This window comes from Flavobacterium erigeronis (genome assembly GCF_054075165.1).
Genome location: NZ_JBSKGP010000005.1, coordinates 289,743 through 304,629 on the forward strand (window position 1 = coordinate 289,743; position 14,887 = coordinate 304,629).

The 14,887-nt window shown below is 33.8% G+C and carries 6 protein-coding genes; 5 read left to right on the plus strand and 1 reads right to left on the minus strand.

The genetic code is table 11. The annotated features are described in order from the left end of the window. Positions 1 to 169: 169 nt before the first annotated feature. Entirely contained in the window at positions 170 to 2,800 is a 2,631-nt protein-coding gene (gene alaS / locus ACWA1F_RS12210) for an alanine--tRNA ligase (protein WP_456893968.1), read from the plus strand. A 382-nt stretch (positions 2,801 to 3,182) separates the two neighbouring features. Here the strand turns inward: alaS and ACWA1F_RS12215 are convergent, their stop codons facing one another. Beyond that, a complete protein-coding gene (locus ACWA1F_RS12215; protein ID WP_456893969.1) occupies positions 3,183 to 4,928 on the minus strand; it encodes an ABC transporter ATP-binding protein in 1,746 nt (581 codons plus the stop codon). A 225-nt stretch (positions 4,929 to 5,153) separates the two neighbouring features. Between ACWA1F_RS12215 and ACWA1F_RS12220 the strand changes: the two genes are divergently transcribed. From ACWA1F_RS12220 to tamL, 4 genes are all read left to right on the plus strand, one after another. Continuing rightward, positions 5,154 to 5,948: a hypothetical protein gene (locus ACWA1F_RS12220; RefSeq protein ID WP_456893970.1), complete on the plus strand. Its 795-nt coding sequence runs from the start codon at positions 5,154 to 5,156 to the stop codon at positions 5,946 to 5,948. A gap of 96 nt (positions 5,949 to 6,044) precedes the next feature. Further along, entirely contained in the window at positions 6,045 to 7,001 is a 957-nt protein-coding gene (locus ACWA1F_RS12225; RefSeq protein ID WP_456893971.1) for a GSCFA domain-containing protein, read from the plus strand. A gap of 372 nt (positions 7,002 to 7,373) precedes the next feature. Then, positions 7,374 to 12,485 (plus strand): translocation/assembly module TamB domain-containing protein, encoded by a 5,112-nt coding sequence (locus ACWA1F_RS12230; RefSeq protein ID WP_456893972.1) that lies wholly within the window; start codon positions 7,374 to 7,376, stop codon positions 12,483 to 12,485. After that, complete coding sequence (tamL, locus tag ACWA1F_RS12235) at positions 12,469 to 14,784, plus strand: translocation and assembly module lipoprotein TamL (RefSeq protein WP_456893973.1); 2,316 nt, start codon at positions 12,469 to 12,471, stop codon at positions 14,782 to 14,784. The genes ACWA1F_RS12230 and tamL overlap by 17 nt, the downstream gene beginning before the upstream one ends. Positions 14,785 to 14,887 lie beyond the last annotated feature (103 nt).

Consider the following 14,887-nt stretch of genomic DNA (forward strand, 5'->3'; position numbering starts at 1 on the left):
TTATATAATTGGGGTAAATTATATAATGCGCAAAATAAGGAATTTATTGTTTTAAACGATTAGTTTTTTATTATCGATTTCGAAATTAACGCATTATCAAATTCACAGATTATCTAATTGTCTAATTATCAAATTGACACATTAAACAGACACATTTTCTAATTAAAATATGAAATCACAAGACGTACGTAAACAATTTTTAGATTTTTTTGAGAGCAAAGGACATACAATTGTCCCATCGGCTCCTATTGTCCTTAAAGACGACCCAACCTTAATGTTCAATAACTCGGGAATGGCCCAGTTTAAAGAATTTTTCTTAGGGAACGGAACTCCAAAAAGTCCAAGAATAGCCGATACGCAAAAATGTCTTCGTGTTTCAGGAAAACATAATGATCTTGAGGAGGTTGGTATTGATACGTACCACCATACGATGTTTGAAATGTTAGGAAACTGGTCTTTTGGAGATTACTTCAAAAAAGAGGCAATCAATTGGGCTTGGGAATTATTGACAGAAGTGTACAAAATCCCTAAAGAAAATCTTTATGTTTCTGTTTTTGAAGGAAGCAAAGAAGATAACGTTCCGTTTGACCAAGAAGCTTGGGATATCTGGAAAACTTTAATCGACGAAGACCGAATCATTTTAGGAAATAAAAAAGATAATTTCTGGGAAATGGGAGATCAAGGACCTTGTGGACCTTGTTCTGAAATTCACGTTGATTTACGTTCTGCAGAAGAAAAAGCTCAGGTTTCTGGAAAAAGTTTAGTAAATAATGATCACCCGCAAGTAGTTGAAATTTGGAATAATGTATTCATGGAATTCAACCGTAAAGCGGATGGTTCTCTAGAAAAACTTCCTGCGCAGCACGTAGATACCGGAATGGGATTTGAGCGTTTGTGTATGGCATTGCAAGGAAAAACATCTAATTATGATACAGATGTTTTCATGCCTTTAATTAGAGAAATCGAAACAATTACGGGTGCAACTTATACAGTTAAAGCTTCAAACGAAGCAGAAGAAAAAGTAAACATTGCAATTCGTGTAGTAGCAGATCACGTTCGTGCGGTAGCTTTTGCTATTGCAGACGGTCAGTTGCCTTCTAACACCGGAGCTGGTTATGTAATTCGTAGAATTTTGCGTCGTGCTATTCGTTACGGATTTACTTTCCTAAATACTAAAGAAGCTTTTATCTATAAACTGGTAGAAACTTTAAGCGAACAGATGGGAGATTCTTTCCCAGAAATCAGAACGCAAAAAGCACTTTGTTCAAATGTTATTCGTGAAGAAGAAAATTCATTCTTGAGAACATTAGATCAAGGATTGATTCTTTTAGACGCTGTAATTTTAAATAATACAGGTGATACAATCGACGGTAAAAAAGCTTTCGAATTGTATGATACATACGGTTTCCCAATCGATTTAACGGCTTTGATTCTTTCGGAAAAAGGATTGAAACTAGACGAAAAAGGATTCCAAGAGCAATTGCAATTGCAAAAAGAGAGATCTCGTGCAGCTTCTAAAGTAACTGCTGGAGACTGGCATGTAATTGTTGAAGATGATATTCAGGAATTTGTGGGTTATGACAGATTGTCGCATCAGGTTAAAATCACAAAATACCGTAGAGTAGAAAGTGCAAAAGACGGTGAGATTTTCCAATTGGTTTTCAATGCAACGCCTTTTTATGGAGAAAGCGGAGGACAAACTGGAGACAAAGGATATTTAGAAGCACAAAACGGTGATATCGTTTACATTATTGATACGAAAAAAGAAAATAACCAAACGATACATTTAGCTAAATCGTTACCAGAAAACTTAACTGGAACTTTTAATGCTGTTGTTGATGCAATTCAGAGAGCAAAAACTTCGTCAAATCACTCGGCTACGCATTTATTGCACCAAGGTTTGCGTAAGATTTTAGGAACCCATATTGAGCAAAAAGGTTCGATGGTTCGTAATGCTTCATTGCGTTTTGACTTTTCACACTTTGCAAAAGTTACGGATGAGGAATTACTAGAGGTGGAAAACTTTGTAAACGCAAGAATTCGTGAAAGTTTGCCATTAATAGAAAAAAGAGCAATTCCGAAAGAGCAGGCTCTTGAAGATGGAGCAATTGCTTTGTTTGGTGAAAAATATGGAGATTTAGTTCGTACAATTAAATTTGGTGATTCTGTCGAATTATGCGGAGGAACACACGTTGCCAATACATCTGATATCTGGCACTTTAAAATTGTTTCTGAAGGAGCTGTTGCAGCTGGAATTAGAAGAATTGAAGCAATTACAAGCGAAGCCGCAAAAGAATATTTTGAGTCTCAAGCGCTTTCTTTTGGCGAAATTAAAGAAGCGCTTAAAAACGCTCCAGATCCTGTAAAAGCGATTCACGCATTGCAAGACGAGAATGCTCAGTTGAAAAAACAATTGGAAGCTTTGTTAAAAGATAAAGCTAAAAATATGAAAGCTGACTTGGCTAAAGAATTACAAGAAATTAACGGAGTTCAATTCTTAGCAAAACAAGTTGATTTAAACCCTGAAGGCGCAAAAGATTTAGCTTACGAATTAGGAAACGCATACAACAATCTATTCGTAGTCTTCGGAACAGTTAACGACGGCAAACCAATGTTGACTTGTTATGTTTCTAAAGAAATTGTAGCGTCTAAAAATCTAAACGCAGGACAAGTGGTTCGCGAATTGGGTAAATACATTCAAGGAGGCGGAGGAGGTCAGCCTTTCTTCGCAACTGCAGGAGGTAAAAACGCTGATGGAATTGGGGAGGCACTTGCTAAAGCGGCCGATTTTGTTAAATAAAAAAAAGATGCTAAGAAGCTAAGATACTAAGGTTCTAAGTTTTTATAATTCAAAAATAAACCCGACAGATTTTTTAAAATCTGTCGGGTTTTGTTTTTTCCTCATTTTATGTCATTTCGACGAAGGAGAAATCTTCGCGAGAAACTCGCCAAAGATTTGACATGCTTTACGGAGCTACTTACGAAGATTTCTCCTTCGTCGAAATGACAAAACGATGCGTTTAAAAAAGATTTTTAAACAAAAAGTAAAGTCTATTTCATAAAATAACCCGATAGATTAAAAATCTATCGGGTTATTTTATGTAGCCATTAATTAATCTTTTAATCAGTAGCAGAAAAACTTAGAAGCTTAGAACTTTAGCATCTTAGTAGCTTAAAAAAAACTATTTTCGCTCCCCAATTTGCTGGCGCCACATAGCATAGTACAATCCTTTCTCCACAATAAGATCATCGTGTTTACCTTGTTCGATAATTTTACCTTGTTCTAAAACGAAAATTCTATCTGCATGCATAACAGTAGATAAACGATGCGCGATTAAAACGGTGATTCTGTTTTTGTCAGAGATATTTCTGATGGTATCATTAATTTCTTCTTCAGTAATCGAATCCAAAGCTGAAGTTGCTTCGTCAAAAATCAATAAATTCGGATTTCTTAAGATGGCTCTGGCAATAGACAAACGCTGTTTTTCTCCACCCGAAACTTTAATTCCGCCTTCGCCGATTGTTGTATTTAGACCGTCTTCTGCACGTCTTAAAAGTTTATCGCAACTAGCTCTTTTTAGCGCATCGTACAAATCTTCGTCGGTTGCATTTGGCTTAACGAATAATAAGTTTTCGCGAATTGTCCCTGAGAATAATTGTGCATCCTGAGTAACAAAACCAAGCTGTTTTCTTAAATCTAATAAATCAATTTCTGTCGAATCGATGTCATTATATAAAACCTGACCTTCTGCTGGAGTGTATAATCCGACTAACAATTTTACCAAAGTTGTTTTTCCAGATCCAGACGGACCGACAAAAGCAACGGTTTGTCCTTGTTGAATTTCGAAATTAATATTTTCGACCGCTTTAAATTTGGCCGTTTTATGCTGAAAACTAACATTTTCAAAAAGCAGTTTCTGAATCGCGCCAATATGTTTTGGCGTTTTCGGACGAAATTCTTTTGGAGCATTCAGTAGGTTTTTGAAATTCTCCATTGAAACTTTCGTTTCATTCAGAGCAATAATAAAGTTTCCAAGTTCTTGTAAAGGACCAAAAATAAAGAAGGTAAAAAACACCATTGTCAATAAATCTCCAACAATGATTTTTCCTCCGAACAAGAAATAATACAAAGCAAAAACCACACAAGTTCTTAAAAAGTGAACCGTTGTTCCTTGTATAAAACTTAAACTTCTAATAAATCGGATTTTCTGTAATTCTAATTGAAGGATTTTAAACGTATTCAGATTTAAACGCTTCTCTTCTTGATAAGTTAACCCGAGACTTTTTACCAATTCGATATTTCGTAAACTTTCAGTTGTAGAACCGGCAAGTGCATTGGTTTGATTTACAATTTTTCTAGAAACTATTTTAATTTTTTTCCCCAGATACAAACTTACTAAAGCAATAATTGGAGCTGTGATTAAAAAGATAATGGAGATTCTTAAATCAATTCGGGCAACATAAACGATAACAAAAATAAACCCGATAATGGTCTGGAAAATCAAAGAAATCGAAAGTGTAATCAGTTTTTCAGAATCAATTCTCACTTTGGTTAATTTACTTAAAGTTTCACCGCTTCGCTGATCTTCAAATTCAGCATACGGAAGGTCGAGAGATTTTTTGATTCCGTCTGTGTACATCTGGGCGCCAGTGCGCTGAATGACAACATTGGTAAAATAATCCTGAAAGTTTTTGGTAATTCTCGAAATCATGGCTGCTCCAAGTGAAAGTCCTAGCCAGAATGCCAAAGATTTAATAAAGCCGATTTCGTTTCCTTTGTATTTTGCGAGACCAACACCGCAGTCCTGCATTAATTTACCTGTAATTACAGAGTCTGACAAACTAAAACAAATGTTGATGGTAGCCATTATCAAAGCAAAAAACAAAAGCATTTTATGTTTGATGATGTAGGTATATAATAATTTCATATAAGATTAAAAAATAATGGAAGATGCAAAAATAAGGAATTGTTTGGGTTTGTGTCGTTGGTTTTTGTTATTAAAAATGTAATTTTTTTTGAATGAAATATTTTTGAGTGCTTTCTATTTGATAAATGGATTCTAAATAATTTAACATTAAAAACTAAGACGAGATTTATTGTGTTTTTTTAATAGGTTTGATTTATTTTTGAAACAAAAACTTAACCTAAAAAAATGAAAAAACTTTTATTGCTTTTTATTGCTTTTAATCTGGTAACATCATGTTCAAGTGATGAGAATCCTTCTGTGTCAGATAATACCATTATACTTCCTAAAACCATTTCATACATTTATCCTAATGTATATCTGGGTACTAATAAGATTAGTACTCTTAAATATGACGGAAAGAAAATTGTAAGTAGCATAGACTCTGATTCAAAATCAATCTTTATGTATAGTGGTGACGTTATCACAAAGCAGGTATTTTTTCGTTTAGATCAGCAAAAAAATGAAACAAAAATTAGGGAAGTTGATTATACCTATGAAAACGGAAAATTAAAAACTAGAATTTATAAAACGAATATCACAGTAGATTATCCGGAGGGAGAGTATATTGAAAAAACAGTTTACGCACATACGTCAAACGAATTCATTTCGTATACAAAATATTCGTTAGATAAAAAGACAAAAGCCGAAACCAAAATTAGTGAAGGTAATTTAACTTACAAAGATGGAAATCTTATAAAAGAACAGCAAAAAGTTAATGCTGTAACCCAGACGCAAGTGTATGATTATGATTCGAAAAATAATCCTCTCAAAGATATTGCCGGTTTTGATTTATTATTGAATGAAGTGGCTTATTATGGAAAAAACAATATTTTGAAAACCACAAAAACATCATCTGAAAATAGCAATACATCTGTTTTTGTAACAAGCTATACTTATAATGATAATGGTTATCCGTTAAAAAATACTTCACTTGATGGTGGAGGAAAGGATATCGAATATGAGATTGAGTATACATATTAATTTCAAGTATTTTTAGATTTATATAAAACCAAATGCATTTAGTATTTGGTTTTTTTATTGGTTAAAATAATCGAAATTTGTGTAAAACATTCTGCCATGCAATTCAGAACTCAAATTCCAATTTCAAAAAGTAACAATCCTATCGATTATAATTCGAAAGTGCTTTCTATTGGTTCTTGTTTTGCAGAAAATATGGCGGATAAGTTCGATTATTTTAAATTTCAGAATGAAACCAATCCGTTTGGGATTATCTTTAATCCGGTTTCAATTGAAAAGTTATTTAATCGAATTTCAAAGCAGGAATGGTTCGAAGAAAAAGACGTTTTCTTTCATAACGAACTTTGGCACAGTTACGAAGTGCATTCTGATTTGAGCAATTCAGATCGTCAGGAATTGCTGGAAACACTTAACAAAGCAGTTGCAGAAACCTACAAACAGGTAAAAGAAGCAACTCATATTATCATCACTTTTGGAACTTCTTGGATTTATAGAAACTTGGAGAAAGATCAAATTGTAGCCAATTGCCACAAAGTGCCTCAAAAACAGTTTTCAAAAGAATTGTTATCTGCAGAAGCGATTCAGAAAAGCATTCAAAATACAATTGAGTCGATTCAAACTTTAAATCCAAATATCAATTTCATATTTACCATTTCTCCTGTACGCCATATAAAAGATGGTTTTGTAGAAAATCAGCTTAGTAAATCGCATTTGTTTACAGCGCTCCATTCCAATCTAAAATCTAAAATCAACAATCTAAAATTAGAATACTTTCCTTCTTACGAAATCATGATGGACGAACTTCGCGACTATCGTTTTTATACCGAAGATATGCTTCATCCTAACCAAATCGCGGTTGACTATATTTGGAAGCTTTTCAGTGAAAATAATATATCTGAAGATAGTTTTCCTATAATGAAAGAAGTCGACGAAATCCAGAAAAGCCTACGCCACAGAAGCTTCAATCCTGAATCAGAACAGCATCAAAAATTCTTAGCCAAATTACAGCAGAAAATTGACGCTTTAGGGAAAAAACTACCACATATTAAGTTTTAGTTTTTTTGCCATTGCTTTTTTTTTCAACCACAAATTACACAAATTATCACAAATTAATTTTTATTCTGTATAGAATAATTTTTACTTTTCAAGATACCTTGTTGAGTGATTCATTTATGGTTATCTAATTAGAAAAAATTTGTGATAATTTGTGTAATTTGTGGCTAAAGATTTTTCTAATCAATCTAATTCATGGCAAAAAAACTTTGCTCGCTCGCGTCTTCGCTGTATTAAATAACTATTTCTCCATAAAATTTTAGAATAATTCCTCATAATTATGTAAATTGTTAAGGTTTAAATTTTACATTTTTGTAAGATGTGTAACCCTGCTTTTTCCAGAAGCAATTTAATCTTAAACGATTTTATTGACGTATGAATAAGAAAACCATTCATTATTTAAAAAAAACACTTCGTATACTGCTTTGGTGTGTGGGTTCTGTGGTTACATTATTATTACTTCTCATCATTTTAATTCAGGTTCCTTCTGTTCAAAACTTCGTTAAGGACAAAGCCATAACGTATCTTCAAGGCAAGATAAAAACAAAAGTTTCTTTGGATAAAATCTTGATTAAATTTCCGAAAGATGTAGTGCTAGAAGGTTTCTATTTTGAAGATCAAAAAAAAGATACTTTGCTGGCAGGTAAACGATTAGAAGTTGATGTTGACCTTTTTAAATTGGTGAGCAGCGAATTGGAAATTAATTCGGTTTCGCTAGAAAATGTAAAAGCCAATATTTCTAGAAACAAAGACGGCGTTTTCAATTTCGATTATATCATAAAAGCATTCGAATCTAAAGAACCAAAAGTAGAAGATCCTGATGCAAAACCATTTAAAATATCGGTGGTAAAAGTAAATCTCGATCAGGTTAAATTTAATTTCAAAGATGATTATTCTAAAAACGACATTCGAGTAAACTTGACCCATTTTGACACCAAATTCAAGAAATTCGATTTGGATAAAATGGATTTTAATATCCCGAATATCAACTTGAATGGACTGAAAGTTATTTTAAACCAAGATGTTGTTGAGAAAATTGCAGAAGTTTCAATTCAAACAGTAGATACCGTTTCAAAACGCCCAGATTTTAAATTAAAACTAGACAAAATTGCCTTGTCGAAAATTGATATAGCTTATGATAATAAAGATTCCAGATTAGATTCTGGAATAAAATTAGGAAACTTAAATTTAACAGTAAATGAAATCGATCTTACAAAACAGCTTTTGGATTTTGATACTTTTGAAGTTAAAAATCTTAAAGGAAATCTACGTTTGGGTGCAAAAGATAAGCAAATCGAAGCACCAAACCTCGACACAACAGCCATAAAACAAGCGGGCTGGAAAGTAAAATTAAACCAAGTTGATTTAGAAAATATTGCTTTCAAATTTGATGACATGCAATCGAAACCTGTTTCAAAAGGGATTGATTATGCGCATATGGATTTGAGTAAATTCAACTTCGAAGCAGAGAAATTATATTACGGAAATGATACAATTTCTGGAAATATCAAAGCCTTAACCGCTAACGAAAAAAGCGGTTTGCAGATTCAAGCTTTAAAAACCAATTTCTTTTACGGACCTAAAAATGCTTCGCTGGAGAATTTGTATTTAAAAACGCCACAAACGCTTGTACAAGATAAAGTTAAGGCGCAATACAAATCAATTGCATCGCTTCAGAAAGATTTGGGGAATCTTGCCATTGATGCGAATCTAAAACAGTCAAAAATCGGTTTCAAAGATATTTTGCTTTTTGTTCCAGATTTGCAAAAACAGAATCCGTTTAAAAGCAATCCAAATGCGATTCTGTATGTGGATAGTCGTGTAAGTGGAAAAGTAAATAATTTGGATATTTCGAAATTCGAAATGAGCGGAATCGGTACTACAAAAGTTTCCCTTTCGGGGAAAATTGCCGGACTTCCTGATGCTCAAAAAGCCTTTTATGATTTGAATATCAAGAAGATTTCTAGTACTTCAAAAGACATTAATATGTTTGTGCCAGCGGGAACAATTCCGAAAAACATTCAATTGCCTTCGCAGTTAAATCTTCAAGGAAAATTTAAAGGTTCGGTACAGAATTTTAAAACCAATCTAGCTTTAAACAGCAGTTTCGGTAATGCAAAAGTGGATGCTTTGTTTGATCAGCGAATCAAGAAAAAAGAAAAATACGATGCAACAGTTTCACTGCAAGAATTTGATTTAGGGCGATTAATAAAAAACGATTCAATAGGGAAAATTACGCTTAAAGCGAAAGTTAAAGGAAATGGTTTAGATCCAAAAACCGCAAATGCAGCGATTGATGGTTTGGTACAGAAAGCGGTTTTTAATCGATACACTTATAAAGATTTAGCTTTAAAAGGAAATATCGAAAATGGTTCTTTTGCAGTAAAATCGGGAATGAAAGATCCGAACTTAAATTTTGAATTAACAGCTAGCGGAGACACAAAAGAGAAATATCCGACTGTAAAATTAAAACTGAATCTGGATATTGCCGATTTGGAAAAACTGAATCTGCATGCCGGCCCAATGAAACTTCGCGGAAATGTTGATGCTGATATCACCAATAGCAATCCTGATTTCTTAAACGGAAAAGTGTTTCTATCTAATATTCAGATTCTGCAAGCTGCCGAACCAATTGTCTTAGATTCTATTCGTGTTTTTGCTTTCGCGGATAAAGACAGCAATTCGATAAAAATTTCGTCTCAGTTTCTAAAAGCAGAAGTGGTTGGAAAATATAAATTGACGACTTTGGCCAATTCCATTCAAAAATCATTATCGAAATATATTGATTTGAAAAACCCGAAAGTCAACGCAGAATCTGATGAACAAAGATTGGCATTTATGCTCAAGGTTGACAACGATCCAGTCCTTTTTAAATTATTGCCGAAATTGACAGGTTTAGAACCATTTACGATTAGTGGAAAATATAATAATCAGACAGATTCTTTAGAAGTAAAAGGAACGATTCCGAGAATTGTTTATGCCAGCAACACGATTTCTGACGGAAAAATAAATATTGAAGCCAAAGAAAATGCTTTAGAATATTCTATTTCTGTGGCTACAATTGAAAGCGGTTCTTTAAAAATTCCGTTTACAAGTCTGAGTGGAGAGGTTCAGAATAATATTCTGACCTACGCGCTTGAAGTTCAAGATGCCAAGCAAAAACAGCAATATTTTATCGCGGGTGAATTTAAAGCTGAAGATTCTAAAAACATTGTAAAACTAAATCCTGAGAGCTTTATTCTAAATTACGACAAATGGAATGTCGATCCAGAAAACGCAATTGAAATTGGAGATAAACGACTTTATGTCAATAAATTCAATTTGAATAATAACGGAAACGAGTTAAAAATTCAGTCTCAGGGAACGCAGGACAACGCGCCTTTGCAAGTCGATTTTGTAAACTTCAAAATTGAGACCATTATGAACATGGTTAAAAAAGACGAATTACTAATGCAAGGTATGCTGAATGGAAACGCGGTGGTTGAAAACGTAATGACGAGCCCTACTTTTACTTCAGATTTAAAAATTGATGATTTTACTTTTAAAGGATCAAAAGTTGGTGATTTAGAAATAAAAGTAGATAATAAAACGGCCAATACGCTTGCGGCAAATGTAACGTTAAGTGACGAAGGAAATGACTTGAAGTTAACGGGAGATTATCAGCTAGATGCAGGGAATTTTGATTTGGATTTAGTGATAAACAAACTGAATATCAAAAGCATTCAAGGTTTCAGTATGGATAATATTACAGAAGGAACCGGTTATTTGTCTGGAAATTTTAAAGTCACAGGAAATACGTCAGCTCCTCAAGTTAATGGAGAATTAAATTTTAATGATGCTGGTTTTAGAGTGACTCAGCTGAATTCTTATTTCAAGGTAAAACAAGAAAAAATAGCCATTAACAACGGAACTATTTCTTTTGATAAATTCTCGCTTTTAGATGAAAATGACAACGAATTATTTGTAGACGGAGACATTAAAACGACTGATTTTAAAGCATACAATTTTGATTTATTAGTTCAAGCAGACGATTTTAGAGCAATAAATTCTAAAGCAAAAGACAACGATTTGTTCTATGGAGATTTATTTTTAGATACAAAATTAAATATCAAAGGTAATCTGGACAGTCCTGTTGTAGACGGAACAGTTAAAATAAATAAAGAGACCAAATTTACAGTGGTGCTGCCTCAGTCAGATCCTTCAATTGCAGATCGTGAAGGAATTGTAGAGTTTGTGGATGAAGATAATATGTATCTGAAACAAACTGTTGAAATGCAGAACAAACTGAATCAGTCGGAGCTAAAAGGCATGAACGTGAACGTTGCCATTACTATCAACAAAGAAGCTGAACTGAATTTGATTATCGATAAAGGAAATGGTGACTATCTAAGATTAAAAGGTGAAGCAGAATTGGTTGGAGGAATCGATCAGTCGGGTAAAACTACTTTGACAGGGAAATACGAGTTCAATGAAGGTGCTTACGAAATGAACTTTAATGGAATTAAAAGAAAATTCGATCTTCAAAAAGGCAGTTATATTACTTGGAATGGCGAACCGACACTTGCCAATGTCAATATTACGGCAATCTATAAAGTAGAAACAGCTCCAATTGATTTGCTTGGAAATCAATTGGCGAGTGTGGAACCTGCAATTCGAAATACGTATAAACAAAAATTGCCATTTAATACTTTATTAAAAATGAATGGCGAATTGATGAAACCAGAAATTTCTTTTGGAATTGAACTTCCAGATGGAAATTATAATGTTTCTTCAGACGTTGTTTCAGCTACACAAACCAAGTTAAAACAGCTCGAACAAGATCCAGCAGAATTAAACAAACAGGTTTTTGCTCTTTTATTATTAAACCGATTTGTAGGCGAAAATCCGTTTGCGAGCGAGAGTGGCGGTACAAGTGCAGAAACGTTGGCAAGACAGAGTGTGAGTAAAATACTTTCGCAGCAATTAAACAATTTGGCAAGTGATCTTATTACAGGTTTTGAAGTCAATTTTGATTTAGAATCTACGGAAGATTATACAACGGGAACTATGGAAAACCGCACCGACCTGAATGTGGAAGTTTCGAAACGATTATTAGACGACCGATTGAAAGTAACCGTAGGAAGCAGTTTTGGTGTTGAAGGACAGGAGCGCGCCAATGAAGAAAGTACCAATATTGCCGGCGACGTTGCCCTAGATTATCAATTGACCAAGGACGGGCGTTATGTTGTTCGTGCCTACAGAAAAAACCAATATCAGGTTGCCGTTGAAGGGCAAGTGGTAGAAACGGGTGTTGGTTTTATTATCACGATGAGTTACAATAAATTCAGAGAACTTTTCCACCGTACCGAGGCTGAGAAAGAATTGATTAAAGAAGAAAAAATAAGAAAAGAGAAAGAAAAGCAGAAAAAAAAGGAAGCAAAGGAAAAAGAGAAACTGCAGGAAAATCAGGAAGAAAACAAAATTGAAGGAAATGAGCAAAAAACATAATCATACAACAAACTATTTTACAAAATGTGTGGCACTGTTTTCCTTGTTTTTTGTTTTAGGATGCAGCAACACAAAATATCTTCCAGAAGGTGACTTTTTATATGTTGGAGGTTCAGTAAAAGTCAAAGATTCGGTCATTAAAAAGAAAGATAGAAAAGCACTAGAGACTGAATTGGAAGGTTTATTGCGCCCAAAACCAAATAAAACCTTCTTAGGTTTACGTCCAAAATTATGGTTTTATAATATTGCAGGAACGCCTAAAAAAGACAAAGGATTTAGATATTGGCTTAAAAATAAAGTGGGAGAAGAACCAGTGCTTTTCAGTAAAGTCGATTTAGATTATAATGCATCGGTTTTACGAAATTATGCTGAAAACAAAGGCTATTTTAAAACCCGTGTCAGTGCCGATTCTACCGTTCGAAACAAAAGAGCAACCGCAGAATATGTTGTAACGCCAAGAAAACAATACATTATCAAAAGCTTGACTTTTCCAGATGATTCGCTTAAAATGTCAAAAATAATTGGTCGTTCAAGCCGAAGAAGTCTTTTAAAAGTTGGAAAACCTTATGATTTGGATCTAATAAAAGCCGAAAGAGAACGTATTGATGCGAGATTAAAAGAGAAAGGATATTATTATTTTAATCCAGATTACCTTCTGGCGCAGGTTGACAGTAGTAAGGGCGATCATGAAGTGAAGATTAAAATCGTAATCAAAAATGAAACGCCTGCAAAAGCGCTCAGAGCTTATAAAATCAATAAAATATTTGTGTACCCAAATTATTCGCTGGCAAACGATAGTATGGTCTACAGGCAGAGAGACATTAAACAATACAAAGATTTCACGATAATTGATACGGCAGATACTTTCAAACCAAGAGTTTTTGATCGAACCATTTATTTCAAAAAAGGCGATTTATACAATAGAAAAGATCATAATCTAACGTTGAATCGTTTCGTCAATCTTGGAACATTCAGCTTTGTTAAAAACGAATTTAAACCTTCTGACAGTATTGATAATGCTTTAGATTCGTATTATTTCCTAACACTTTTGCCAAAGAAATTCATTCGAGTTGAGGTTTTAGGAAAAACAAACTCGGCAAGTTATACGGGAACGGAAGTGAACCTGAATTGGAATAATAGAAACTTTCTGAAAGGAGCAGAAGTGTTTACAGCTTCAGTTTTTGGAGGTGCCGATTTCCAGCTTGGAGGACCAAATAAAGGAAAAAACATTTATAAACTTGGAGCTGAAGTTAGCCTCACTTGGCCAAGATTTATTACGCCATTTAATATCGAGGGAAATAGCGAATATGTGCCAAGAACCAAAGCAACAATTCGTTACGAATATCAAAAAAGAACACAGCTTTATGCGTTGAATTCTTTTAATACTTCGTTTGGTTATCTATGGAAAGAAAACATTCGAAAAGAACATCAATTGAATGTAATCGATGTGACCTATGTTAGTCCAAATCATGTGACACCAGAATATCAGCAAGATATTGATGACGATCCAGCATTAGGAAAAGTGATTGAAAAACAATTGATTTTTGGCCCAACTTACAATTATACGTATACCAATACGATGCAGAAAAGAAGAAAGCATACCATATATTTTAATGGCGAATTGGATTTAGCAGGAAATATTACAGGTTTGGTCACAGGAGCAGATTATAATAATAATCAAAAAACAATTTTTGATGTGCCATTTAGCCAATATGTCAAAATAAGATCCGATTTTAGACATTATATGAAGCTTGGGAAAGAAAGTGAATTGGCCAGTCGATTAATTGTGGGTGCTGGATTTGCATACGGAAATTCCCGAACGCTACCAACATCCAAACAATTTGTTGTAGGAGGAACCAACAGTATCCGAGCTTTTAGAGCACGAACATTGGGACCTGGAAGTTATGTTATACCAGAAAGTACAAATATTAATTATACACCCGATCAATCTGCCGATTTAAAGCTGGAATTCAATACTGAATATCGTGCTAAATTGTTTAGCATTGTAAGAGGAGCAGTATTTTTTGATGCAGGAAATATTTGGCTTTTGCATGCCGATCCAGATAAAGCAGGCGCTGAAATCTCAAAAGATTTTATGAAAGAAATCGCCATAGGAGCGGGAGTAGGTTTAAGATTCGATTTGTCGTTTTTAGTTTTAAGAACCGATTTAGCCATTCCGCTTCGAAATCCAGCCTTGCCAGACGGACAAAGATGGGTAATTGATGATATTGATTTTGGAAGCAGTTCCTGGAGAAAAGACAATCTGATTCTAAACATCGCGATTGGATATCCGTTCTAACTTTTTGCGGTTTTTTTCGCCACGAATTTACGAATTAACACAATTAAATACGTGCTAGAATTTTATTTCTCGAATTTAATTTGTGAAATTGAAAGATATTTTA

Coding starts and splice junctions, on each gene's coding strand:
- ACWA1F_RS12215 (WP_456893969.1), bottom strand. CDS start 4,928: ATGAAATTATTATATACCTACATCATCAAACATAAAATGCTTTTGTTT.
- ACWA1F_RS12230 (WP_456893972.1), top strand. CDS start 7,374: ATGAATAAGAAAACCATTCATTATTTAAAAAAAACACTTCGTATACTG.
- tamL (WP_456893973.1), top strand. CDS start 12,469: ATGAGCAAAAAACATAATCATACAACAAACTATTTTACAAAATGTGTG.
- ACWA1F_RS12225 (WP_456893971.1), top strand. CDS start 6,045: ATGCAATTCAGAACTCAAATTCCAATTTCAAAAAGTAACAATCCTATC.
- ACWA1F_RS12220 (WP_456893970.1), top strand. CDS start 5,154: ATGAAAAAACTTTTATTGCTTTTTATTGCTTTTAATCTGGTAACATCA.
- alaS (WP_456893968.1), top strand. CDS start 170: ATGAAATCACAAGACGTACGTAAACAATTTTTAGATTTTTTTGAGAGC.